Annotated in this window: 21 protein-coding genes, 2 pseudogenes and 1 riboswitch; of the genes and pseudogenes, 10 read left to right on the forward strand and 13 right to left on the reverse strand. The window is 66.5% G+C overall.

Features of this window, described 5'->3' with window-relative positions:
* Nucleotides 1-5 precede the first annotated feature (5 nt).
* The gene (locus GXN78_RS14185; protein WP_146163212.1) at nt 6-1,451 is read right to left on the reverse strand and encodes a hypothetical protein; all 1,446 of its coding nucleotides are present in this window, start codon (nt 1,449-1,451) and stop codon (nt 6-8) included.
* Nucleotides 1,452-1,634: 183 nt separating this feature from the next.
* On the reverse strand, nt 1,635-2,078 hold the full coding sequence (locus GXN78_RS14190; protein WP_106561052.1) for a CesT family type III secretion system chaperone: 444 nt from the start codon (nt 2,076-2,078) through the stop codon (nt 1,635-1,637).
* Between the two features lie 156 nt (nt 2,079-2,234).
* Between GXN78_RS14190 and GXN78_RS14195 the strand changes: the two genes are divergently transcribed.
* Nucleotides 2,235-3,287, forward strand: a complete 1,053-nt coding sequence (locus tag GXN78_RS14195; protein ID WP_106561053.1) for a homocysteine S-methyltransferase family protein — start codon at nt 2,235-2,237, stop codon at nt 3,285-3,287.
* Nucleotides 3,288-3,390: 103 nt separating this feature from the next.
* On the forward strand, nt 3,391-4,368 hold the full coding sequence (locus GXN78_RS41940) for an SH3 domain-containing protein (RefSeq protein WP_275407565.1): 978 nt from the start codon (nt 3,391-3,393) through the stop codon (nt 4,366-4,368).
* Nucleotides 4,369-4,467: 99 nt separating this feature from the next.
* On the opposite strand, the gene GXN78_RS14205 is transcribed toward GXN78_RS41940, so the two are convergent.
* Complete coding sequence (locus tag GXN78_RS14205) at nt 4,468-5,355, reverse strand: LysR family transcriptional regulator (RefSeq protein ID WP_106561054.1); 888 nt, start codon at nt 5,353-5,355, stop codon at nt 4,468-4,470.
* Between the two features lie 96 nt (nt 5,356-5,451).
* Here GXN78_RS14205 and GXN78_RS14210 point away from each other — a divergent pair, with 96 nt between their 5' ends.
* The 6 genes and pseudogenes from GXN78_RS14210 (at nt 5,452) to GXN78_RS14235 (ending at nt 12,726) form a co-directional block, all read left to right on the forward strand.
* Nucleotides 5,452-5,889, forward strand: a complete 438-nt coding sequence (locus tag GXN78_RS14210; protein WP_106561055.1) for a PACE efflux transporter — start codon at nt 5,452-5,454, stop codon at nt 5,887-5,889.
* A gap of 8 nt (nt 5,890-5,897) precedes the next feature.
* Nucleotides 5,898-5,993, forward strand: a riboswitch (S-adenosyl-L-homocysteine riboswitch).
* A gap of 59 nt (nt 5,994-6,052) precedes the next feature.
* Nucleotides 6,053-8,766: pseudogene (metH, locus tag GXN78_RS14215) on the forward strand (methionine synthase).
* Nucleotides 8,766-10,550, forward strand: a complete 1,785-nt coding sequence (locus GXN78_RS14220) for a glycosyltransferase family 39 protein (protein WP_106561057.1) — start codon at nt 8,766-8,768, stop codon at nt 10,548-10,550. Before metH ends, GXN78_RS14220 begins: the two are co-directional and overlap by 1 nt.
* A complete protein-coding gene (locus tag GXN78_RS14225) occupies nt 10,547-11,530 on the forward strand; it encodes a glycosyltransferase family 2 protein (protein ID WP_106561058.1) in 984 nt (327 codons plus the stop codon). Before GXN78_RS14220 ends, GXN78_RS14225 begins: the two co-directional genes overlap by 4 nt.
* Nucleotides 11,531-11,532: 2 nt before the next feature.
* The gene (locus tag GXN78_RS14230) at nt 11,533-11,931 is read left to right on the forward strand and encodes a GtrA family protein (protein ID WP_106561059.1); all 399 of its coding nucleotides are present in this window, start codon (nt 11,533-11,535) and stop codon (nt 11,929-11,931) included.
* Nucleotides 11,932-12,057: 126 nt separating this feature from the next.
* Entirely contained in the window at nt 12,058-12,726 is a 669-nt protein-coding gene (locus GXN78_RS14235) for an FHA domain-containing protein (RefSeq protein WP_146163213.1), read from the forward strand.
* Here GXN78_RS14235 and GXN78_RS14240 read toward each other — a convergent pair.
* Genes GXN78_RS14240 through GXN78_RS14255 form a run of 4 tightly spaced genes read right to left on the reverse strand, consistent with a single transcriptional unit; the run spans nt 12,723 to nt 17,144 of the window.
* On the reverse strand, nt 12,723-14,135 hold the full coding sequence (locus tag GXN78_RS14240) for an MFS transporter (RefSeq protein ID WP_164255465.1): 1,413 nt from the start codon (nt 14,133-14,135) through the stop codon (nt 12,723-12,725). The two genes, GXN78_RS14235 and GXN78_RS14240, sit on opposite strands and share 4 nt — an antisense overlap.
* Nucleotides 14,092-14,925: an intradiol ring-cleavage dioxygenase gene (locus GXN78_RS14245; RefSeq protein WP_106561062.1), complete on the reverse strand. Its 834-nt coding sequence runs from the start codon at nt 14,923-14,925 to the stop codon at nt 14,092-14,094. Before GXN78_RS14245 ends, GXN78_RS14240 begins: the two co-directional genes overlap by 44 nt.
* 26 nt (nt 14,926-14,951) lie before the next feature.
* Complete coding sequence (locus tag GXN78_RS14250) at nt 14,952-16,502, reverse strand: 4-hydroxyphenylacetate 3-hydroxylase N-terminal domain-containing protein (RefSeq protein ID WP_106561063.1); 1,551 nt, start codon at nt 16,500-16,502, stop codon at nt 14,952-14,954.
* A 57-nt stretch (nt 16,503-16,559) separates the two neighbouring features.
* The gene (locus tag GXN78_RS14255; RefSeq protein WP_106561064.1) at nt 16,560-17,144 is read right to left on the reverse strand and encodes a flavin reductase; all 585 of its coding nucleotides are present in this window, start codon (nt 17,142-17,144) and stop codon (nt 16,560-16,562) included.
* Nucleotides 17,145-17,430: 286 nt separating this feature from the next.
* On the opposite strand from GXN78_RS14255, the gene GXN78_RS14260 reads away from it, so the two are divergent.
* Both GXN78_RS14260 and GXN78_RS14265 read left to right on the forward strand, forming a co-directional pair.
* On the forward strand, nt 17,431-17,955 hold the full coding sequence (locus GXN78_RS14260) for a winged helix-turn-helix domain-containing protein (protein WP_146163252.1): 525 nt from the start codon (nt 17,431-17,433) through the stop codon (nt 17,953-17,955).
* A pseudogene (locus tag GXN78_RS14265) lies at nt 17,912-18,496 on the forward strand (IS630 family transposase); the annotation flags it as partial. The gene GXN78_RS14260 and the pseudogene GXN78_RS14265, both read left to right, overlap by 44 nt.
* Before the next feature lie 2 nt (nt 18,497-18,498).
* Here the strand turns inward: GXN78_RS14265 and GXN78_RS14270 are convergent.
* The 6 genes from GXN78_RS14270 to GXN78_RS14295 all read right to left on the reverse strand — a co-directional run bounded on the left by GXN78_RS14270 (nt 18,499) and on the right by GXN78_RS14295 (nt 24,391).
* A complete protein-coding gene (locus GXN78_RS14270; protein ID WP_106560344.1) occupies nt 18,499-19,431 on the reverse strand; it encodes a LysR family transcriptional regulator in 933 nt (310 codons plus the stop codon).
* Nucleotides 19,432-19,513: 82 nt separating this feature from the next.
* Nucleotides 19,514-20,524 carry a transporter gene (locus GXN78_RS14275; RefSeq protein ID WP_239142712.1) on the reverse strand — a complete coding sequence of 337 codons (1,011 nt, stop codon included), beginning with the start codon at nt 20,522-20,524 and terminating at the stop codon, nt 19,514-19,516.
* A gap of 69 nt (nt 20,525-20,593) precedes the next feature.
* Nucleotides 20,594-21,496, reverse strand: coding sequence for an FAD synthetase family protein (locus tag GXN78_RS14280; protein WP_106560345.1), 903 nt, complete (start codon nt 21,494-21,496; stop codon nt 20,594-20,596).
* Between the two features lie 208 nt (nt 21,497-21,704).
* The gene (locus GXN78_RS14285; RefSeq protein WP_106560346.1) at nt 21,705-22,904 is read right to left on the reverse strand and encodes an amidohydrolase family protein; all 1,200 of its coding nucleotides are present in this window, start codon (nt 22,902-22,904) and stop codon (nt 21,705-21,707) included.
* Entirely contained in the window at nt 22,850-23,617 is a 768-nt protein-coding gene (locus tag GXN78_RS14290) for a TetR family transcriptional regulator (RefSeq protein ID WP_106560347.1), read from the reverse strand. Before GXN78_RS14290 ends, GXN78_RS14285 begins: the two co-directional genes overlap by 55 nt.
* Entirely contained in the window at nt 23,618-24,391 is a 774-nt protein-coding gene (locus GXN78_RS14295) for a ferredoxin--NADP reductase (protein WP_106560348.1), read from the reverse strand. It lies immediately after the preceding gene.
* Nucleotides 24,392-24,529 lie beyond the last annotated feature (138 nt).

The following is a 24,529-nucleotide window of genomic DNA, read 5'->3' on the forward strand; positions in this document are numbered from 1 at the left end:
ACGCTTCATTGAGAATTGAGGGTTATCAAGATATTCAATCTAAGGCTCTCGAGTCCGTTACGCACGGCGAAAGAGGTCTTGGCGCTTTCAATGCGGGAAATATTAGCTTCCATCCTGCCTTGATCTATTCGAGACAAGTGAGCGCCGAGCGCGTTGTACAGGGCTCTTAGTTGCCCAGGTCTCTCCTCCTCCGGAAGCGCGTTCAAAGTGCTCGCATGGGTACTGACCTCCGGATGCGAATTATTCGGATTGACAAGAAGGCCATCGGCAGCGTAATAGAGAATGTTCAGAACTCTGCTCGAAATACTTGCGGTGGCGCTTTTATTTTCTTCAATCAGCGCTTTGATGTTTAACACAAGCGCAACTCTAACTGGCTCGTTAGCAGCAACTCTGGCGGCTTTAGCTGCTTCTTCAACAACTCTAGCTGCGTGTTGAGCAGCCAAGGCTGCAGCTTTTATTTTTTTCTTGGTAACTGACAGATCTTTTGCTGCTGTGCGGAGAAATTCTTTTCCTTCTGGTCGATTGTTAATCTTCACGAATTTTTCGAGCTCGAGGACCTGATCTGCCACTTCTGTCAAGTCTTCTGTGTGCTCAGGTGTTGACACAGTTGGCGTAGTAGCTACTGGTTTTTCAGCCGACTCAGTAGATGGCGACATGGCGTCAACAAATCCCAGGTGAGCCATATCGGCGTTCAGTTCGTTTAAAAGACCAATTGTTTCCAAGTCCGCATCTAGTTGACCCTCGTTCCCCGTGCCGTCGGAGGTGTCGGCGATGGAACGCTTGCGCACTGCCTCTGGCCCTTCGGGCATCGTGATGGAGCCTTCGCCGTAGGCGTCGGCGTCGTGTGACGTCACTTCGATTGGGATTGCGCTGTTGATCGTGCGCCGCGCTCCCAGTGCTCGCACGCTACTGCGTGTCTTTTCTCTTTTGATGACTTCGAACAATTGTCGTGCAGGTGGTTTGGCTGCTTTTTTTTCTGTTCCAGAGTCGTTCTCCGGCTGTACGAGCTGTTGAGATGAGGTTATGACGTTCTTGTCTTGGCTCATCGTGAGCTCGCCTTCGCTAGAGGAGGATCGCGGCGCAATTTCCTCATCGAGGGTGGCGAGACCCTGAATGTCAGATTTAGGCAAATCAGGCGAGGGCGAATTCGGATATGGAGCAAGGTATTCGTCGAGATTTATGCTCTCGCTGTAACTAATTTCTTCATCTCTGTTGGCTGCGAGCTGAGTCGCTAGATCCACCGGACGCTGAACCCGTGGCGATACTACATGCATGTTCGCCGGCAGCACCGGTTTCCATGTGGCAATGGGCTTCGGGATAATGTCTGGCAGTGGCTGTCGGGTTGTTTTCTCTTTCTTGCTTGGCTTGTTCGATAAATCACCTGATTTAGGAACACTTTTGATCCGGAAGACGCTCTTGCGCGTATCAGTTGATTTGGATGGGGTGCTCACGAATAAACTCCTCGAGATATTTCAATAATTTGAATGGGAAAGCGGAGCAATGCCTGTTTTAGGACTGCATGTCGTGGTCGAAACAACTTGGTCAGCCTTTTTTTGTTGGACATAGAGTATTTGGGTTGGTGGTTGGTGGTTGGTGGTTGGTGTTGGTGGTTGTTGATTGACCAAAATTACCGTTCAAGCCAGCACGCTGGTCAGCAAGACGCCATGGCCCTCCGACGCACGCAGGCCGATCACCTCCCGCGCCGTCTTGGTTTCCTCCAGGTGAAAACGAAGCATCTCCGCCACGAATTCGCCATCGAGCGCTTCGTCGTCGCGAAGCTCGCCGCAAAAAAGCGCGCGCGACGAGCCGGCGTTGAATGCGTAGGCGCCTCGGAGCGTTCCGTGCGTGCGCAGGTTGAGCTGCAGGAGCTGCTCGCAAACCTCGGCGCGCTCGTGCGAGTCGGTGTCGCCCAAGTCGATGTAGAAGAAGAGCGCGTCGCCGTCTTCCGTGTCATCGAAGTCCATGAGGACTTCGACCTCGTCGATCGAGAGTGAGTAGCGCCCGTCCTGCTTCGAAGGATCGACATGCAATGCACGGGCGGCGGCTTCGCAGATGCCGTTGAATTGGCTTTGGTTCATGGTGGAGTTCCTGATTGCGCCCTTGTCCTTGTCCACAGCGGACTCAGCAGCGCGCCTAAATGCGTAACCCCTGGCGGCGGGTTGGTTCCATCCGTCCTTCGGAGGCGCAAGGCCAAGGCTCCGAAAGGGATGTCGAGCCCTTCCTACAATCCCCCCATGAAGCCCCTCGCCTACACGCGCGCCCAGCAGCTCCCCGCCATCCTCGCCACCCGCATCGCCATCCTCGACGGCGCCATGGGAACGATGATTCAGCGCTTCAAGCTCACCGAAGCCCAGTACCGCGGCGAGCGCTTCAAGGACTTTCCGCGCGACGTGAAGGGCAACAACGAGTTGCTTTCTCTGACGCGGCCCGAGGTCATCCGCGACATTCACGAGGGCTACTTGGCCGCCGGCGCCGACCTGATCGAAACCAATACCTTCGGTGCGACCCGCATCGCGCAGGAGGACTACAAGATGGCCGATCTCGCGCGCGAGATGAACCTCGAATCGGCCCGCATCGCGCGCGCTGCCTGCGACAAGTTCAGCACGCCCGACAAGCCGCGCTTCGTGGCCGGCGCCCTCGGCCCGACGCCCAAGACCGCCAGCATCAGCCCCGACGTGAACGATCCCGGCGCGCGCAACGTGAGCTTCGAGGAACTGCGCGCGTCCTACTACGAGCAGGTGGAGGCGCTGGTCGAAGGCGGCGCCGACGTGCTGCTGGTCGAGACCATCTTTGACACGCTCAACGCCAAGGCCGCGCTGTTCGCGGTCGACGAGTACTTCGCGGCGAGCGGCGAGTGCCTGCCGCTGATCATCAGCGGCACGGTGACGGACGCCTCCGGCCGCATCCTCAGCGGGCAGACCGTCACCGCCTTCTGGCACAGCGTGCGCCATGCGCGGCCGCTGGCGATCGGGCTGAACTGCGCGCTGGGCGCGGCGCTGATGCGGCCCTACATCCAGGAGCTGGCGCGGGTGGCCGACGACACCTTCATCAGCTGCTATCCCAATGCCGGCCTGCCCAATCCGATGAGCGAGACGGGGTTCGACGAGACGCCCGAGGTCACTTCGCGCCTGCTGCACGAGTTCGCCGCCGAAGGGCTGGTCAACATCGTGGGCGGCTGCTGCGGCACCACGCCGGAGCACATCGCGGCCATCGGGCAGGCGGTGTCGCCGCTGGCGGGGCGGGCGCTGCATCGCGCGGCCTTCTATTCCGAGGCCGAGGCGGCCTGAGCGCGGCCAGCGGCCTGTAAAGGCCAGATGAAGAAGCTCTCCAAGGGTTATGGCGGTGCACCGCCACCCGAGCGGCTCCGTTGGGCGGGAAGGCCGTGGCCCAATGGCAACGCCTGGGCGCGCGGCCTGCCCTGAAGTTCATCAAGGAGGCACCATGAACAACAAGCTCGCACAACGCTGGATCGGCATCGGAACCCTCGCGCTCGCGCTGCCGATCGCCGCGGCGGCCCAGGAGGCCGTCGCCCGCAACACCGTCAACCTCCGGGCGGGACCTTCGGGCGATTACCCGGTGGTGGCCCGGCTGGGCCCCGGCCAGCCCTTCGAGGTGCTGGGCTGCATCAGCGGCTACAGCTGGTGCGACGTGGTGCTGCCAGACGGCCTGCGCGGCTGGGTGTATGCCGGCGCCATCGACTACATCTACGACAACCGGCGCCTGCCCCTGGCGAGCTACGGCGCGACCATCGGCGTGCCGATCGTCGGCTTCACGATCGGCAACTACTGGGCCGACCACTACCGCGACCGGCCCTGGTACCGCGAGCAGCGCTGGTGGCATGGTCATCGGCCGCCACCCCCGGTGGCGGGCTGGCGTCCGGTGCCGCCGCCGCGGCCGGACTGGCAGCCCCGGCCCTGGCATGACCGCGACTCGGGTTACCAGCCGCGTCCGGGCCGGGGCTACCAGCCCCATCCGGACCCGGGCTTCCGGCCGCAGCCGGGTTGGCAGCAGCCGCCCGGGCAGCGCCCGCCACCGGATCACGGGTTCCGGCCGCCGCGGCCCGATCGTGACGTTCGGCCGCCGCAGCCCGGCCCCGACTTCCGTCAGCCGCGGGCCGTTCCTGGGGTTATGCCGCCGCAGCCCGGCCCTGACCTTCGTCAGCCGAGGGCCATTCCCGGGGTGGTGCCGCCCCAGCACGCTCAGCCGCCGGGCGTGCAGCCAGGGGCTCGTCCGCCGCAGATGCAGCATCCGGGACAGGCGGGCGGTCGTCCACCCGGGCCGGCGCCGGCCATGCCTGGGGCGGATATGCGGCAGCGGCAGATGGACCGGATCAACCGGCCGCCGTCGTCGTCGGACGATCGGCCTTAGGGGGCGCGCAGGAGACCGTCATCATGTGGCGGTGGATGCGCCCGGTGCCCTCACCCCGGCCCTCTCCCAGGGGGAGAGGGAGTCATACACAAGGCAAAACTAGTCCTTCTTGCGCGCGATCAGCGCCACGAAGCGCTGTGCGCCCAGGCCCAGCGGGCGCTCGCGCGACCAGACCACGTCCACCCACAGGTCCAGCCCGTTCGAGAGGTTCTCGAAGGGAATCTCCACCAGCGCCCCCGCCGCCACGTGCGGCCAGGCGAAGTTGCGCGGCAGCCAGCCCCAGCCCAGGCCGGCGGTGATCAGGCTCAGGGCGGCCAGCGCGTTGTCGGTGCGCCAGACGTGGCGCGCGAACTCGAAGCGTGGGTCGCGGGTGGCCAGGTCGCGGCCCGCCACCACGATCTGGCGGGTGGTCCGCAGATGGTCCTCGCGCAGGCGGCCGCCGGCGTCGGCCAGCACCGGGTGGGCGGGCGCGATCACGGCCACCATCATCTCGTTGGCCACTTCCTGAAAGGCCTCGCGCCCGTCCAGGCTGGGGCGCTCGAAGACCAGCGCCAGCTGCGCCCGGCCGCTGTGCAGCAGCGCCAGCGCATCGGCCTGCGGCGCGGCCAGCACTTCGACCTCCAGCTGCGGATATTCCTGCGCCAGCGTGGCCAGCGGTCCGCTCCAGGGCGCGGCCAGGAGCTCGGGTGCGATGGCCAGCGTCAGCCGGTTCTCCAGGCCCTGGGTCAGGGCCAGCGCCTGCACCTGCAACTGCTGGAGCTGGGCCGCCAGCAGCCGCGCCTGCGGCTCCAGCGAGCGCGCGGCGGCGGTGGGCTGGGGCTCGCGGCCGCTGCGATCGAACAGCGAGAGGTTCAGTTCCGCCTCGAGGTTGGCGATCGCCATGCTGACGGCCGAGGGCACGCGGTGCAGCGCCCGGGCAGCAGCCGAGAAGGAGCCGTGGTCGAGCACGGCCAGGAAGACCTCCACGTTGTCGCTGCTGAAGCTCATCGATCTGTCAATAAAACTGAAGGAAGGTGACTTCTTATATCAGTGATAAACACATAAAGTCGAGCCCAACGCAGCAACAAAAACGGGAACGAATTCATGCAAGGGCTCAAGCGCCGGATCGTCTACATCTCGCTCTACGAGGCCATCGCCATCGTCGCGGCCAGCGCCGGCCTGGCGCTGATGACGGGGCAGAGCGCCGGCCATTCGGGCGTGGCCGCCGTGCTGGCCTCGGGCATCGCCATCCTCTGGAACCTCAGCTTCAATGCCCTCTTCGAGCGCTGGGAGTCGCGCCAGGCGGTGCGCGGCCGGAGCCTGCGCCGCCGTATCGCCCACGCGATCGGCTTCGAGGGTGGGCTGGTGGCCTTCCTGGTGCCGGTCTTCGCCTGGTGGCTGGACGTGAGCCTCTGGCAGGCGCTGGTGATGGACCTGGGCCTGGTGGTGTTCTTCCTCATCTACACCTTCGTCTTCAACTGGGCTTTCGACGGGATCTTCGGCCTGCCCGCCTCGGCGTCCGGCGCGGTGCAGCCGGCGTAAAATCGCCGGCTCCCAAGGAGCGTTGCAGCGCGGCCCTCCCTTGTCGAGGGCGCCGCGTCAGGCTTGGGCTTCCATCTTCTGGAGTGCAACGACGCTCGCCTGATCCCCGTTCGCAGGTGAGCCCATGTCTTCCGATTCCTCTTCTCCCGTCCAAGTCCCTCCGATGAAGCTGTCCGGCCTGGAGCCGGTGCGCATCGGCGAGGGCACGCTGTTCGTCAACATCGGCGAGCGCACCAACGTCACCGGCTCCAAGGCCTTCGCCCGCATGGTCCTCAACGGCCAGTTCGAGGAGGCGCTGGCGGTGGCGCGCCAGCAGGTCGAAAACGGCGCCCAGGTGATCGACATCAACATGGACGAGGCCATGCTCGACAGCAAGGCCGCGATGGTGCGCTTCCTCAACCTGATCGCCAGCGAGCCTGACATCGCGCGCGTGCCGATCATGATCGACAGCTCCAAGTGGGAGGTGATCGAGGCCGGCCTGCGCTGCATCCAGGGCAAGGGCATCGTCAACTCGATCAGCATGAAGGAGGGCGTGGAGGGCTTCAAGCACCAGGCCACGCTGCTGCGCCGCTACGGCGCGGCCGCGGTGGTGATGGCCTTCGACGAGAAGGGCCAGGCCGACACCTACGAGCGCAAGATCGAGATCTGCGAGCGCGCCTACCGCATCCTGGTCGACGAGGTGGGCTTCCCGCCCGAGGACATCATCTTCGACCCCAACATCTTCGCGATCGCCACCGGCATCGAGGAGCACAACAACTACGCGGTCGACTTCATCGAGGCCACGCGCTGGATCAAGAAGAACCTGCCGGGCGCCAAGGTCTCGGGCGGCGTGTCGAACGTGAGCTTCAGCTTCCGCGGCAACGACCCGGTGCGCGAGGCCATTCACACGGTGTTCCTCTTCCACGCGATCCAGGCCGGCATGGACATGGGCATCGTCAACGCCGGCATGGTCGGCGTGTACGACGACCTCGAGGCCGGCTTGCGCGAGCGGGTGGAAGACGTGGTGCTCAACCGCCGCCCCGACGCCGGGGAGCGCCTGGTCGAGGTGGCCGAGAGCGCCAAGAGCGGCGCCAAGGACGACAGCAAGAAGCTCGAATGGCGCGGCACGCCGGAGCAGCCGGTGTCGGTCGGCCAGCGCCTGTCGCATGCGCTGGTGCACGGCATCACCGACTTCATCGTCGAGGACACCGAGGAGGCCTACCAAGCCATCGTGGCCAAGGGCGGCCGGCCGCTGCACGTGATCGAGGGCCCGCTGATGGACGGCATGAACGTGGTCGGCGACCTGTTCGGCGCCGGCAAGATGTTCCTGCCCCAGGTGGTGAAGTCGGCGCGCGTGATGAAGCAGGCCGTGGCCCACCTGATCCCCTACATCGAGGAAGAAAAGCGCCAGGACGAGGCCGCGGGCCGCGACGTTCGCAGCAAGGGCAAGATCATCATCGCCACCGTCAAGGGCGACGTGCACGACATCGGCAAGAACATCGTCACCGTCGTGCTCCAGTGCAACAACTTCGAAGTGGTGAACATGGGCGTGATGGTCCCCTGCCACGAGATCCTGGCGCGTGCCAAGGTCGAGGGCGCGGACATCGTGGGCCTGTCGGGCCTGATCACGCCCAGCCTCGAGGAGATGCAGTACGTCGCCGGCGAGATGCAGAAGGACGAGCACTTCCGCATCCGCAAGATCCCGCTCTTGATCGGCGGCGCCACCACCAGCCGCGTGCACACGGCGGTGAAGATCGCGCCACACTACGAGGGGCCGGTGGTCTACGTGCCCGACGCTTCGCGCAGCGTGAGCGTGGCGCAGTCGCTGCTGTCGGACCAGGCCGCGGCCTACATCGACGAGCTCAACACCGACTACGACAAGGTGCGGCACCTGCATGCCAACAAGAAGCAGGTGCCGCTGTGGCCGCTGGCCAAGGCGCGCGCCAACAAGACGCCCATCGACTGGCGGGGCTGTGTGCCGCCGGTGCCGAAGTTCATCGGCCGCCGCGTGTTCCGCAACTTCGACCTGAGCGAGCTCGCGAAGTACATCGACTGGGGCCCCTTCTTCCAGACCTGGGACCTGGCCGGCCCCTTCCCCGCGATCCTCAAGGACGAGGTGGTGGGCAGCGAGGCGGTGCGCGTCTTCGGCGACGGGCAACGCATGCTCAAGCGGCTGATCGAGGGCCGCTGGCTCACCGCCAACGGCGTGATCGGCTTCTGGCCCGCCAACACGGTGAACGACGACGACATCGCGCTCTACACCGACGAGACGCGCAGCCAGGCCGCGCTCACCTGGTACGGCCTGCGCCAGCAAACCGAGAAGCAGGCGATCGACGGCGTGATGCGCCCCAGCCGCTGCCTGGCCGACTTCGTGGCACCGCGCGACAGCGGCGTGGCGGACTACGTGGGCATGTTCGCCGTCACCGCCGGCATCGGCATCGAGAAGAAAGAGAAGTTCTTCATCGACGACCTCGACGACTACTCGGCCATCATGCTCAAGGCCCTGGCCGACCGGCTGGCCGAGGCCTTCGCGGAGGCGCTGCACCACCGCGTGCGCACCGACCTCTGGGGCTATGCGCACGACGGGCCCTGAGCAACGAGGCGATGATCGCCGAGAAGTACCGCGGCATCCGCCCCGCCCCCGGCTACCCCGCCTGCCCGGACCACAGCGTGAAGGGCCCGATGTTCGACGTGCTGCGGTGCCAGGACATCGGCATGACGCTGACGGAAAGCCTGGCCATGATGCCCGCCGCCAGCGTCAGCGGCTTCTACCTGAGTCATCCGGAAGCCACCTACTTCAACGTCGGCAAGATCGGGCACGACCAGTTGCAGGACCAGGCCGCACGCCGTCACGAGAGCGAGGCGGACCTGGAGCGGCTGCTGGCGCCCAATCTCTGATGTTCGAGAAACTCACATTCGCGGCCGCGCATTACGCGGCGCTCGCGATCTTCGTTGCTGCCTGCTGGGGCTTCGGGCGGGCGCTGTTCGCGCGCCTGGGCGGGCTGGTCCATCCCGACTTCTGGCTCGAGACGGCGATGACCACGGCGCTCGGCGTCGGCCTCTTCATCTGCGTGTTCCAGGCCCTGGGCATTGCGGGCCTCCTCAACCTCCCGGGCGTGCTGCTGACGGTCGCGGTCGGCTTCGCGGCGGCCTGCGTGCAGGCCCCCGCCTGGCTGCGGCAGGCGCGCGCCCTCGAGCCCGGGCCGTCCCTGTCGTGGGTCGAGAAGGCGGCCCTGGCCGCGCTCGCGCTGGTCGCACTGCCCACGCTGCTGGCGCCGCTGGCACCGCCGGCGGCCTTCGACGAGCTGATGTACCACCTGCCCTATGCGCGCCAGGTGGCCCAGAGCGGCACGCTGGGCATCCACGAGTGGCTGCGCTACCCCTGGTTCCCGTACAACTACAACCTGCTCTATGCCGGCGCGCTGCTGGTCGGCGACGACGCGCTGCCGCATTTCATGAACGGGCTGGCGGGCTGGCTGTCGGTGTGGATGGTCTACCGCCTGGGCGTGCAGTACCTGAACCGGGTGCTGGCCTGTGCGGCCGCCGCCATCTGGCTCGGCATCGGCGACTACTCGAACGCGCTGATCGACATGGGCGTCGCCCTGTTCATCGTGTCGGCCTGGATCGCCCTGTGGTGGTGGAACGAGTCGCACGCGGCGCAGCCGGCGCAGGGCGCGCGCTGGCTGGCCCTGGCGGCCTTCTTCCTCGGCCTCGCGGCCGGTTCCAAGTACCAGGCGCTGACCTTCCTGCCGCTGGCCGCGTGGTTCGTGATCCGGCGCGAGCGGCGGCCGGCCGTCTGGGCGGTGGGGCTCCTATGCTTCCTGCTGCCCTGCGTCTACTGGTACGCGCGCAACGCCGTGATGACCGGCGATCCCTTCAACCCGATCGGCGCCAAGCTGTTCGGCTTCAGCAACTGGAACCTGGCCGACTACAAGAACCAGGTCGACGACGTGCGCGCCCATGCCGCGCTGCCCAACTTCCTGATCTGGCCTGTGGTGCTCGCGCCCTTCAGCCTGGCCTGGCGGCGCTCGCCCGCGGTGCATGCGGCGATCGTGTTCTGCGCCTACTCGCTTTTCGTGTGGGCCGTGACCTCGCGCTATCCGCGCTACATGACGGCCTCTTTCCCGCTGCTCGCGCTGGTGGCGGTGCTGGGGTGGCAGGTGCTGCTGGGGTGGATCGCCGGCGGGCTGCGCAAGCTGCTGCCCGCGCTCGGCCGTGCCGGCTGGCCCGTGCGTGCGGGCGGCATCGCGCTGGGCCTGTTCCTGGCCGTGCTGGCGGCGGTGTCGTTCCGGCACACCACCCGCGAGCTGGCCAAGGTGTCGCCCACGCCCGCGGCCCGCGAGGCCTTCCTGCGGGCCAACGTACCGGGCTATGCCGTGATGAACCACGTGCGCGAGCACGCCAAGGGCCGCGTCTACCAGATCGCGCTGAGCGAGGCCATCTACTACGGGCCCAATCCGATCTGGGGCGATACGCTCGGTCCCTGGCGCTATCCGGATTTCCCGCTGCTGCCGGGCGCCGAGGCCGCGCGTCGGTTCGCCGGGCTGGGCTTCGAGGCCATCGTCATGCCCGATGCAGTGGCGCGCACCCTGACCGCCCATGAGGACTTCAACCGCCACTTCGCCCTGATGTTCGAGCAGGACGGCGCCAAGGCGTACCGTATCCTGCCCCCAGCACCATGAACGAAGCTCCTGTCTCCAACGCCCTGCGGCCCGCGCTGCGCATCGCCGCGGTGATCCCCTGCTACAACGAGGCGCTCGCCATCGCGCAGGTGGTGGACGAGTTCCGCACTGCGCTGCCCGAAGCCGAGATCCACGTCTTCGACAACGCCTCCAGCGACGACACCGCGGCCATCGCGGGGGCGGCCGGCGCCCAGGTGACCTACGTGGCCCTGCGCGGCAAGGGCAACGTGGCGCGCCGCATGTTCGCAGACGTCGAGGCCGACATCTACGTGATGGTCGACGGCGATGCCACCTACGACCTGGGCGAGCTGCGCCGCCTGGTCGACACGCTGGTGGAGGGCAACCTCGACATGGTCGTGGGCTCGCGCGTGGACGACGGCCACGATGCCCAGACCTACCGCGCCGGCCACCGCTTCGGCAACCGCCTGCTCACCGGCGCGGTGGCGGCGCTCTTCGGCGGGCGGCTCACCGACATGCTCTCGGGCCTGCGCGTGTTCTCGCGGCGCTATGCCAAGTCCTTCCCCGCCGTTTCCGAAGGCTTCGAGATCGAGACCGAGCTCACCGTCCACGCGCTGGAGCTGCGCATGCCCTTCGCCGAGCTGCCGGTGCGTTACCGCTCGCGGCTCGAGGGCTCGCACAGCAAGCTCTCCACCTACCGCGACGGCTGGCGCATCCTCAGGACCATCTGCAAGCTCTTCGTGAGCGAAAGGCCGCTGCTCTTCTTCTCCGGCATCGCGACCGTGCTCGCGCTGGGCTCGATCCTGGCGGCCGTGCCGCTGGCCCTGACGTATATCGAGACCGGCCTGGTGCCGCGGCTGCCCACCGCCGTGCTGCTGACCGGCACCATGCTGAGCGCGATGCTCGCCTTTGTCTGCGGCATCGTGATGCACACCGTGACCAAGGGCCGCCAGGAGGCCAAGCGCCTGCGCTACCTGGCCATTCCGGGCGTGCGGCATCGCGGGCTCGTCGATCGGCCCTGACGATGAAGGCAGGCCGCGAGTTCCTGCTGTTCGCGCTCGCCGGCGTGATCGGCTTCGGTGTCGACGTGGGCGTGCTTTACCTCGCGGCGCCGCTCCTGGGCTGGTACGCGGCGCGCGTGCTGTCCTTCCTCGCGGCCGCGACCGCCACCTGGGCGCTGAACCGGCGCTATGCCTTCGGCACCCGGCATTCGGGCGCCTCGCTGGCGCGCGAATACCTCGGCTACCTGCTGACCATGCTCGGCGGGGCGGTGGTGAACTACAGCGTCTATGTCCTCGTGCTGCACAGCCTCGCCGGGCCCTGGGTGCCTGCGCTGGGCGTGGCGTTGGGCAGCTGCGCGGGGCTGGCGCTGAACTTCCTCGCCGCACGGCAGCTGATCTTCAAGTCCAGGCGCGGGCGCTGAAGGCTGGGCTTTCCCGGATGCGCCGGGATGTAAAAGGCGTTGCCGCAAAAGTCAGAGAAAAGTACTATTCTTGCCGGTCCAGCGGAGGACCAAGTCTCGATCGATTCATTCGCGGGAGGGAAAAACGTGCCGACTTTGCTTGTCATGCGAGGTGCTCGCTTCGCCCGCCGCATCCGGATCGCCGAAGGCGAACTCCGTATCGGGCGGTGGGACGGGAACGAGATCGTTCTTCCCAGCCAGAAGGTCAGCCGGGTGCATGCCGTCCTGAGCTGCCAGGGCGCCTTCGCCACGATCAAGGACGCGCACAGCACCAACGGCACCTTCGTCAACGGGACGCGGATCGACTCCATGCCCGTGCTGGACGGCGACCGGCTGCAATTGGCCGACGTCGAGCTCCTGTTCTGCCGCATGGACGATCCCACCGCGGAATTTGCGCAGGCCCGGCCGGCCCCAGCCGCCGACGCGGCCGCGACGGACCTGGCCGGACTGGTCTTCACCGCGTCGCCGAGTGCCTACGACGACGTGCCGACCCACCCATCGCCCCGGGCGCACCGAGCACAGTCCGTCGGGGAGGGCGTCGCTTTCACCCTCCCGATGCGCGGCCGCGACGTGTCGGCGCTGATCACCTACGACGCCCTGGCCTCGCACTTCGGCGCCTATGCCTTCGGCGAAGAAAGCTGCAGCCGCGCGGTCGATGCCTACGAGGAGAACCACCTCGCCATCCATGTGGCGGCGACCTATCGCTACCAGCAGCTTCCGCAGGAGCCGGTGGTTTTGCGGGCGCGGGATTTCTAGGCAGACACTGAAACCGCGGCTGCTTCTCCTCGTTTCCGTCTCGCCATGTGGACCAGCAGCGCGGTGCAAAGCGCCGCGAGGCCGCTGATGCCGTACTGCCACGGCAAGGTCAGTCCCAGTGCTACGAAAGCGGTCCCCAGCAGCGCGCCGCAGATCGCGCCGATGCGTCCGAGGCCGATGATCCAGCCAAGGCCGGTCGAGCGGATCTCGGTCGGGTAGACGGTCGCGCAGTAGGCGCTCAGATTGACCTGGGCGCCGACGATCAGTCCCCCGGCTTGCGCGACAGCCGCAAGGAGCACGACCCTTTCCGAAGGCCCAAGGCCGACCGCTGCGATCGCGAAACCCGAGGCGGCAAAGGCCGCAGTGAGTGGCCACGGCGCGTCGACGCGGTCGATGATGCGTGCGAGCAGCAGGGAGCCCAGGATGCCGCCCAGCGAAAAGGTCGCCGAGGTCCAGATCGCCTGGCTCAGGTCCAGGCCGCTGGCCAGCAGCAGCGTCGGCATCCAGGTGATGATGTACACGATCACCATCTGGGTGACGAAGGACGCACCGCCCAGCATGAGGCTGCTGCGCAAGTGATCGCCGGAAAGGATCAGCCTCAAGGCGCCATGGCTGCGCTCGCCGGCGGCCGCCAGCACATAGCGATCGTCCTTGCCGAAGCCGCGCTTCGGATCCAGGCGCCGCAGCTGTGCCGCAATGCGGTCGGCAGGGGCATGCCGGGCAGCGAGGAAGCGCACCGATTCCGGCAGCAGGAACCACAGCGCAGCCAGAAGCGCCAGTGGCGCCAGGCCGCCGATGACGAACACCGCCTGCCACCCGTGCTGGGCCAGTACATGGGCGGACAGCGGCCCGCCGATGACACCTCCCAGCGGAAAGGCCGCGTACATGACGCTGACCATCGTCGCGCGCACCCGGCCCGGCGCATATTCCGACACCAGCGCGATCACGTTCGACAGCGCGCCGCCGAGGCCGAGGCCGGTCAAGCCGCGCAGGATCAACAGTGGGACGACGCCTTCGCTGAGCGGCGTTGCCAGCGCGAACAGGCCGAAGGTCGCTGTCGCTGCGAGGATTGCAGGCCTTCGGCCGATCCGATCCGCCAGCAATCCGAACAGCCCGGCGCCCAGCGCCGCCCCGGCGTAGTGGGCCGCGAAGATCGGCCCGAACGCCTCCTTCGGCAGCTTCCACGCTTGCGCAATCAGGGGCGCCGCGTAGGTGATGGCGAGGGTGTCGAAACCGTCGAGCAGCGCCACCAGCGAACAGAGCACCATGACGAGCAGCAGGTGGCGGCCGACCGGGGCAGCATCGACACTGGCGTCGACGTCCACCACGCGCGAGGCACTCGATAGGTTGCCCATCTGGACGCCCTCAGGCCGGTCGCGCATCGAGCACGAAGTCGTAGTGGAGCGCATGGCCACCTTCCAGCCGGCGGGTCCACGGCGCGACCAGCGACTGTCGTACGCCGAACACCGCATCGGAGTCCAGGTAGGCATCGCCTTCCCTGAACACATGGGTGATCAGGGTTTCGTAGCCCGGCGCCTGGATCATGAAGTGCAGATGCGCAGGCCTCCAGGGGTGGCGCTTGGCGGCGCCCAGGAATCTTCCCACCGGGCCATCGACCGGAATCGGATAGGCCTCGGCGAGGACCGTTCGAAAGCGCAGCCGGCCTTGCGCATCCGTACGAAACTGCCCCCGTCCCTGCGCATGATCCAGCTCCGGGCGCTGGACGTCGTACCGACCCTCGGCATCGGCTTGCCAGACATCGACGACCGCGTTCGCGACCGGCGTCCCATCGAGGCCGCGAACGGACGCCGTGACTTCGCAGGGCTCGCCTACCGCCCCGCGGGCGATGTCGTCGCCATACTCGCAATGCGGCGCGCCTTCGACGTAGAAAGGGCCGAACACGGTCGACTCCGTGCACCCGGCGGGCTTGTCGTTGTTCATCGCGACGGTGAGCATGGAGAGCCCGAGCACGTCGCTGAGCAGGATGAACTCCTGCCGCTTGTCGTCGGACTTCTGGCCCGTCGCCGTGAGGAACTGGATGCCGGTGAACCATTCCGCTTCGGTGAGCTCGACGTCGCGTGCGAAGTCGTGCAGATGCTGTACCAGGCCGCGGAAGATCTTCCTCGACCGCGGGTCTGGTGTGTCGGACAGGCTGTCCAGCACGGCCTGGGTGATGTTCTCTTGCGTGATGTTGCGCATGGTCGTCTCCTCGTGACTCCCGGCGCTCAGATGGACAGCGTGCCGCTCAGCGAGAGCTGCTCCTGGTGCCGGGCGGCATCCATCGCCTTCGCATAGTCCGCCGTGGCCTTGTATTCGGTGGTGTCTTCCTCCACCGCGTCGATCCCGCAGACCTGGCGTGCCAGCTTCCCGTAGGTGCCGGACCCGGAGAACTCGGCGCGCTGCATGGTCAGCATGCGGATGCTCTGCAGCGGCGTGCCGTTGAAGTTCTCGAACACGAAGAGGCGATTGCCCCAGTCGGTCAGGAACAGATCGCGGATGACTCGGCCGATGCGCAGCCGGTCCTTCGGTCGTCCCACCGGGCCGCTGTTCATTTTCTCGAAGACCGTGTTGAGCTTGGAGTCCTCCCACTGGTCCTCGGTGGCGAAGAGCAGGGCGCTGCGGCCCGACAGGTCGACCAGCTCGTAGATCATCTGCGAGAAGTTCTCGAGGTACAGGGCGCGACCGAAGTCGTAGATCAGGATGTTCGGCTTGTAGAGACCGCCCGGCGTGTGGAAACCCAGTTCCTCGGATGCCACCACATGAGCGAGCATGGCCTGGTGAAAACCAATCAGCTTGGCGACGCGCGTCTGCACCGCCGGAATCTTGCTGGTGCCGATGTGCTCCGTGATGAGCACCGCCAGGCCCGCCATGAGCTCGGCGCGCACCATCTGCCGCACCAGCGCGTGGTAGTGCAGCCAGTCGAACACGCGTTGCGGGTAGAGCTTGGCATGCTCCGGGTTGCCCAGGTGGAACACGTGCGACCAGGGAATGAAGACCTTGTCGAACACCGTCATGCCGTCGAGCTCGTCGCCCTGGGATGCCAGGGGGTGCTCGACGCGGTCCTCCTTCACGAGGCTTTCCCGGCACACGATCGACACGCCCTTGGTCGCCACGGGCACTGCCGCAAAGATGATCTGGTCGCCGGGAATGCCGGGCCGGAAGAAGACGCCGATGTGCACCCAGTCCGCAAAGGCGGTGCCGGTGGAGACGGCCTTCACGCCGTCGACCACGATGCCCTTGTCGTTGCGCTCGATGACGCGCAGTCCCGGCGAGCGCGCCTGCGCGTCGGGGGTCGAGCGATCCATCTGCGGGTCGACGAAGTTGGGCGCGCAGTTGTGGTCGCGGTCGCGCACGAACTTCGCGAAATCCACGATGTGCTGCGCCAGCGGCTGGCCCGGTGTGCCGATCGACTGCTTCTCCCAGGGCGTGGGATCATCGGTGTAGGTGGTGAGCACGTAGTTGTTGACGTCCGGCGTGCGCGGGAAGGAGGCACCGGCCATCTCGCGCATCACGGCCTCGTGGTAGCGGCGCTTGCGCTTGAGCTCCTCCTTGGTGCGGTGGCCGAACCACATCATGGAGCGGCGCTCGCCTGCCTCGTCCACGAAGGTCATCACTTCCTGCAGGTCCGGCCTGTGATGGAGGTCGTAGAAGTCCGCGTGGCGCTGCGCGTAGTCGCATGTCTTGGGGTGCGTGGCGACGTTGTCGATTTTCTCGTTGCCGACCCAGACGACGCGGCCGTCGTTGAGCGATTCCAGGTACTGTTTTCCGGTGCGCATGGCGATTCCTTTGTGTGACGTGGGTGAGTGAGTGGGAGGGAGGGATGGATGGATGAATCAGTTGAGGACGATGGGCCGCGTGGTGGCGTAGCGGCGCTGGCAATAGACCAAGGGGTCTTCGATGGCTTCCGCGATCGACGTCTTGACGACTTCGGCAAGGAAGACGCTGTGCGTCCCGACTTCCATGGCCCGCGCGACGCGGCAGTCCAGGGCGACGAGCGCGAGGCTGCAGTGCGGTGCGCCGGTCGCGAGCGTTCCCCACTGTGTCTGCGCGAAGCGATGGGCCATGGGGAGCTCGCCCACGCCGGAGAAGACCTGTGAGATCTCAGAATGCTCGGCGCCGAGCCAGTTGACGCAGAGCACGCCATTGCGCTTGATCACGCCGTTGGCAAAGCTGCGGCGGTTCACGCACACCAGGACCGTGGCCGGCGTGTCGCACACGGAGCAGACGGCCGAGCAGGTGACGCCCGCGATGCCGTGCTCGCCGTTGGTGGCGACGACGGTGACCGCGGTCGCGACGCGCGACAGCGCCGCACGGAATTCCGCAGGGTCGATGGGGTCGCTCGCAAGCCTCGAGGCGCCGGGCGAGGGCGCAACGGACGCATGCGAGCGTGCGGGTTGAATCAGTTCTGCGAGCGGCATTGTGTGTCTCCTGAATGGGGTGTGACCGGGTTGAAGCAGATCGGTGGAATCAATGTAGGTGGGCGACTGCCCGCTTGCCATGCACCAGCGGCAATGCGCACTATTCCGTTGGCAGCTGTGGCGAGCGGGTCGGGCGCGCGAGCGCGCAGGACCGGCCCGGCACCGGACTCGCGGGTGGGAATGTTGGGAGCGGCGTCGAACGCGGCAGGCGCCGCGCGCGTCTCATACCAACTCGCGTTCAATAGATTAGATATCATGTCATTCCACGAACTTCAAGGAGTCGTGGATGAAGACATTGATCGTGGGTGATAGGCCGACTGTTGAGCGCCTGGCGGAGCGGCTCAAGCGAGCCGGCAGTCATGCGGAGTACCAGCGCATCCAGTGCGTGCTCATCCGTGCGACGCTGGGCAGTTCAGCCGCGCAGATCGCCGAGTTGCTGGGCTGGTCCACAGCGACGGTGCATGTCTTGCACTCGCGCTGGTCGAAGGAGGGAGATGCCATCTTCGAGCTGCGCGGGCGTGGCGGCAGGCATCACCAACACCTCAGCCCAGAGCAAGAGCAGCAACTTCTGGCGCCATTCGTCAAGCGTGCCGAGGCGGGCGGCATGCTGACGGTGGCGGAGATCCAGCAGGCCTACCAGGAACAACTGGGCAAGCAGGTGGCCCCCTCTACGGTCTACCGGCTTCTGGATCGCCACGGTTGGCGCAAGGTGGTGCCGCGCCCACGGCACCCCAAGGCAGACGTGGCGGCGCAGGCCGCCTTTAAAAAAACTGCGCCGCACGGTACGCCAAGAGGTCGAGCGCCAGGCTGAACGTGGGCGCCAAGTGCGCCTGATGTTCCAGGACGAAGGCCGATTCGGCTTGTTGGGCAGCCCTCGGCGCTGCTGGGCACCTCACGGCACACGCCCGGTGGTCGGTGCGCGACTGGAGCGCAAGTACATCTACGCCTTCAGCGCCGTCAGCCCGCACGACGGCGTGCTGGACAGCCTCGTGCTGCCCTGGGTCAGCGCCGAGACAATGTCGCTGTTCCTGAGCGAGGTCGCGCAGCGCCACGCCGCGGAATTCATCGTGATGGTCATGGATCAAGCAGGCTGGCACATCGCCGGTGATCTCGCCGTGCCGCAGAACATGCGCGTGATCTTCCTGCCCCCGTACAGCCCGGAGCTGAACCCCGCCGAGCACTTGTGGGAGTCGCTGCGCGAGGACTGCTTCGCCAACCACGTCTTCGCCAATCTGGACGCCGTCGAGAGCACCCTGACCAACGGACTCGTCGCCCTCGAATCCAATCCTACGCGAACCCATCCAATGACCGGGTTCAAATGGATAACTTCTATATTTTTGAACGCGAGTTAGTATCAGGGGTTGGCGCTGAACCGCTGGTGCAGCACCGAGCGGAACCACTGGTTGCCGGCTTCGCGATGGAAGCGCTCATGCCAGTACTGCGCCACCTCGAAGCGGGGGAGGCGCAGCGGCGGCTTGACCAGCTCGAGGTCGAGCTCGCGCGCCAGCACTTCGGCCAGGGGCGACGGCAGGGTCACGACCGCGTCGGTGTGCTTGGCAACCACGGCTGCGGCCGTGAAGCTCGGCACGCGCGCCGTGAATTGACTCGCCGGTATCGCGGCCTGCAGCACGTGCTCGGCGAGCGCAATGCCGTGACCGGTGCCCGACGAGGAGACGAGCACATGTTGCTCGGCGGCGAATGCATCGGGGGCCGGTTCTCTCGGCAGGCGCGGATGCCCCTTGCGCACGAGGCTCAAGTAGCCCGCGGTGAACAGCCGCTGTCTTCGGATGCCCTGCGTGAGCGCGGGGTAGTTGCCGATCGCCAGGTCCACCTTGCCGGACTTCAGCCAGGCATGCAGATGGTCTTCTTCCAACTGCACCGCGCTCAGCCGCACGCTCGGCGCCTGGCTCTGCAGGGTCTTGACCAGCGACGGGAGCATGACCACCACCGCCGCATCCGTGGCGAAGAAGCTGAAGGTGCGATCGCTCTTGCGCGGATCGAAGGGCACCTGCGAGCAGCGCAGCATCTGCATCTCGTCGAGGATGAGACGGATGGGCGCCGCCAGCCCCAAGGCTTTCGGGGTCGGCTCCATGTTCAGGGACACGCGCACGAACAGCGGGTCGTCGAAATAGCTGCGCAAGCGCGCGAGGGTCTTGCTCAGCGCCGGCTGAGTCGTGTTCAGCACGAGCGCGGCGCGCGTGAGGCTTTGTTCCCGCAGCAGGACATCGATGACCCGGAGCTGGTAGAGGTCCAGCAGATCTGCTTGGATGTGCAGGTTCGTACCCATGTGATCGAGTCCTGGTTGTCTGGCCGCCATTCCATTCCGGACCTACACCAACGCGCGTGAAAACCGTGCCGGCACGGCTTCGCTAGAACGGAATTCTCGCCTGTAGCCAGACTCGCGTGCCCTGCGGCCTATTGCGCGCGCCGAACTCCGATTGGACCTTCGCGATGAGCGCCATGCGCGGCGTCAAGTTGTAGCTGATGTAGGGCCCCAGGGCGTTGACCCGGCCGCGGTTGCCGTTGTTGACGGCGACCCCGTTCTGCCAATCGTCGCTGGTCTGGCGGTAGACATAGCCGTTGACCCCGATGGCCAGGCCGGGGTTGATGCGGTAACCGCCGCTGAATTCGATCGTGGCTTCGTCACCTGATTGGTAGTTCGTCGCCTTGTTCTTGCCGTTGACGGCGTAGCGGAACTTGGCGTTGATGTCGAAGCCGGGCGCCGGGAACCAGGTGAAGGCATAGAAGAGGGCGGCCTGGGCGTAGTTGCGCCCGGTATTCACGCGCTCGCCGACGTCGTAGCTGCCGGTCTTCAGATGCGTGTCGATGCCGATCGTGTGGTGATAGTTCGACCAGTTCCAGCCCAGAATGATCGGCGTGAAGGCCATGTCGGCCAGGCCCAGCCGGTATCCGCCGCGGTCCAGCGGCGGCAGCCCCCGCCTGGCGACGGCGGCGTCCAGGTCGACCGAGGCGATGGCCTGCACCACCCGGGTCTCGACGCGCGCACCGAACAGCGTGAGGCCGGGCCACACATAGGAGAGCCGGGGCGCCACGACGTCGGAGTCGATGCGAAAGCGCGCCAGCTGCGGGTTGTCCACGCCGGCTGCGTGCCTGGAGTGGGTGGCGCTGTAGTGCGCGTAATAGGCGAACCAGTGCGCGCCGTCAGACAGCATGACGCCGTTGTAGTTGGTCTCCACGCCCACGGGGTAGGAGTTGCCACCGCCTTCGGTGGCGTGCGCGCAGGCGCTGCACAGGGCAAGGAGCGCCGACAAACTGCGCCTGTCGCAAAGCCATGAGGGCATGGCGCGCCCCGCCGAAACCGGAGCGGAGTTGCGGGTCTTGGCGGGTGCGGGCCGCGAGGCGTATCGCAGAACTGTCATGTCTGACCTCCTGACCGCGGACCTTAGGCCGGAGGCTTGCCCTTGGACAGCAAGGGCAGGGCATGCGCACTATTCCATGGAGGCATAAAGCGCACCGGGGTGCGCCATGGGTGCGGCGGCACGGCCGATGCGGCGATGAAAGCGCAGGCCCAACGCCTGCCCCGGCCCGGCCTCGACGTGCGCGCCATGGGGCATGCGGATGCTGCAGACTGCCGTCTCGCCTGCCGCGTGGACTTCCAGGTGTGCGCGGCGCCACGCCATGCCGGCGCCTCCGAGTGGTCGCAGACCTACCTCGCCGGCGTAGAGGCCTGCCGCCGGCGTGCATCTGCCGCTCGGCAGTGCAACCGGCGTGTCGATCGAGGCGGAGCCGGACCCGGGCAGCACCGTGCCCGACAAGGCATAGGGCCGCTCCAGCAGTGCCGCGGCAGCCTCGATCTCTCCGGCTCGTATCAGCCGTCGCGTCTCGCTGGACGAGCACGCAGGCGCCGACGGTTCCGCGCCGGCCTTCGCCAGGATGATCGGGTTCACGACGAACCCGTGCTTGCGTCCGGCGGCCTCGAGCCAGGGCACGTTGCCCTGCCTCGCCCGACCGCAAGCGAAGTTCTCCCCCACCACCAGCGCTCGCGCGCGCAAGCCTTCCACCAGCACGCTCCGGACGAAGTCGCCTGCCGTCTGCCGTCGCTGCATCTCGTCGAAGCGAAGCACGACGCAGTGATCGACATCGCCGGACTGCGCCAGCATGTCGAGCCGCTCGTCGAGCGTCGAGAGCATGGGCGGTGCGGCCGATGGCTGCGTGATCGCACGGGGATGCGGGTCGAAGGTGACGAGGGCGGTGGGCAGACCCAGCCGCAGCCCTTCCTCGCGCAGCATGGCCAGCACGCGCCGATGGCCGCGATGAATGCCGTCGAAGACGCCAATGGAGACGGCGCTGCCCGGGCCGTCGAACCGGATGGAATTCGTATGCACCTTCATGTCGCTCTCCAGGTTCCTGAGTTTCCTAGGTGGCAGCGCGGCCGTCGGCGCGCTGCACGGATCAAGAATAGGAGCGCGTTCGCGGCGGCGTCAGGGGCTGGAGAGCATGTGCATCATTCCGCTGGGACATGCGGGCTGCAGCGATGGTCGAGTATTTCGTCGAGCATCATCTGCCCTGCTGGCGCGGGTACGAGGCAGGGCCCGCGCCTCAGTGCGCGCCCGACACCACCACCGGGATCTCGGTCGCCGGCGGCGTGTTCCGGCTGCGCCCGCAGCGCACGATGCCGTCGATCATCACCATCCCCACGCCCGGGATGTCGCCCAGCTGTACGCTCTCCAGCAGCGTCTTGCCGGCCGTGTGCTGGGCCCGGTCCATGAAGACGAAGTCGGCCGCGCGGCCAGGCTCGATCAGCCCGCAGTTCAGTTTGCGGATGCGCGCCGTGTTGCCGGTCGCGAAGCAGAACACCAGCTCGGCCGGGATGTTGGCGAGCGAGGACAGCATCGCGACCATGCGCAGGATGCCCAGCGGCTGCACGCCCGAGCCGGCAGGCCCGTCGGTGCCGAGGATGATGCGGTGCGGGCACTTCAAATCCAACGCCGCCTTGGCCGCCGCGATGGCCACGCGCTCGTTGCCGTTGTGTACGATCTCGATGGCGCGCGATGACTTCTCGCACAGCTCGCACACATGCGCTTCGGGCAGCGAGGTGTGGCCGCCGTTGATGTGGCCGATGACGTCGGCGTCGGCCTCCAGCACCACGTCCTTGTCGATCAGCCCCGAGCCGGGAATCGAGGGCCCGCCGGTGTGGATGGTGCTCTGGATGCCGTACTTGCGCGCCCAGGCCACCATCTCCTTGGCCTCGTAGCCGGCCTTCACCGAGCCCAGGCCCACCTCGCCGAGCAGCCCGACGCCGGCCTCGGCCATCTCCTTGAAGTCGCTCTCGACCATGCCCTTCTCGAGCACCGGCGCGCCCGCCAGCACCTTGACGCCGCCGGGGCGGAAGTTGTCGAAGGCGCGCTGCGCGGTGATGGCCAGGGCCTTCACGCCCACGATGTCCTTGGGGCGGCCGGGCAGGTGCACCTCGCCGGCAGAGATCATGGTGGTCACGCCGCCGTTCATGGTGGAGTCGATCCAGCCCAGCTGGCTCTGCCGCGGCGTCCAGTCGCCGAAGACGGGGTGCACGTGGCTGTCGATCAGGCCGGGCGCAACGCAGGTCTTCTTCACGTCGATGACCGTCTGCGCGCCTTCGCAATCGCAGTCTTTCTCCTTGCCGACGGCGACGATCAGCCCGTCGTTCACGACGATCGTGTCGGCATCGAGGATGGGCTTGTCCAGGTCGCCGGACAGCAGCAGACCTATGTTCCGGATGACGACCTTGCCCGACTTTGCGGTGCTTGCGACTTCTGCCATGTCTTGTCCTCGTGGGGTGCTGGGGATGGGGGCGCTTCTTCTTCGGAGGGCCCCGCGTCGACCGTGCGCAGCACGGTCTCGATCACGAAGTCCTCCCAATGCGTGACCGCCTCCGGCGTCTCCAGCGGCTCGCCGAGGAAGGCCGTGAGCGTGTGGCGGTTGGAGGTGTAGAAATAGCCGGTGGAGGCGATCAGCAGATACAGGTCGCGCGCCGCCACGTCCTTGCGGAACAGGCCCTGCGCCACGCCGCTCTCCAGCAGCTCCTGGATGATCGCGATCGCCTTCGACGAGTACTCGCGCGCGCGCAGCGACTTCGCGATGTGCCGGCCCTTGTGCAGGTTCTCGGTGTTCAGCAGCGTCACGAACTCGGGGTTCTTGCGGTAGTAGCCGAGCACGAAGCGGATCACCGCCGCGAGCGCTTCCACCGGCCGGCTCGCATCGAGGTGCAGCGCGGCCTCGGCATCGTCCATGCGGCGGTAGATGCTTTCCAGCACCGCGATGAACAGCCCTTCCTTGCTGCCGAAGTAGTAGTAGATCATCCGGTCGTACGAGTTGGCGGCCTTCGAGATCTTCTCGACGCTGCCGCCGTCGTAGCCGTACTTGGCGAACACCTTGGTGGCCGCGCGCAGGATGCTGTCGCGCGTGGCCTGCGCGGCGGCCTCGCGCACGCCGGTGCGGCGCGTGGCCGGCTTGGGTGCGCGGGCCGTTGCCATTTACTTTTCGGCGAAGGCGCGTTCGATGACGAAGTCGCCCGGGGTCGACGTGTTGCCCTCCTTGAAGCCGCGGCCTTCGAGGATGTGCTTCAGGTCGACCAGGAGGCCGGGGCTGCCGCACAGCATCACGCGGTCTTCCCTCGCATCGAGCGGCGGCAGGCCGAGGTCGTCCGTCAACTTGTTGGTCGCGATCAGGTCGGTGATGCGGCCCATGTTGCGGAACTCCTCGCGCGTCACCGTCGGGTAGTAGAGCAGCTGCTTCTCGACCATCTCGCCCAGGATTTCATGCTTGGGCAGGTGGTCGGTCACCAGGTCGTGGTAGGCCAGCTCGTCGATCTGGCGCACGCCATGCACCAGGACGACCCGCTCGTACTTCTCGTAGGTCTCCGGGTCGCGGATGATGCTCATGAACGGTGCGAGACCGGTGCCCGTGCCGAAGAGGTAGAGCCGCTTGCCCGGCAGGGTGTAGTCGATCAGCAGCGTGCCGGTGGGCTTGCGGCCCACGATGATGGTGTCGCCCACCTGGATGTGCTGCAGCTTCGAGGTGAGCGGCCCTTCCTCGACCTTGATGCTGAGGAACTCCAGGTGCTCCTCGTAATTGGGGCTCACGATGCTGTAGGCCCGCAGCAGGGGCTTGTTGTTGACCTTCAGGCCGATCATCGTGAAGTGGCCATTCGAGAAGCGCAATGCCGGGTCGCGCGTGGTGGTGAAGGTGAACAGGCGGTCGGTCCAGTGGTGGACGCTCAACACACGTTCTTCGCTGAATGCACTCATAGGAATCAGGGATGGTTGTGGACGAAAAAACGCGCACGAACGGGGTGCGCGGTGACGCGGAGCCGAACACCGTCAGTCTGCCGCAACCCCTCGATTGTCGGCGACACCTGAGAAAACACCATTGCAAGCATCGGGTCT

The organism is Variovorax sp. WS11, from assembly GCF_010499245.1.
GTDB lineage: Bacteria > Pseudomonadota > Gammaproteobacteria > Burkholderiales > Burkholderiaceae_C > Variovorax.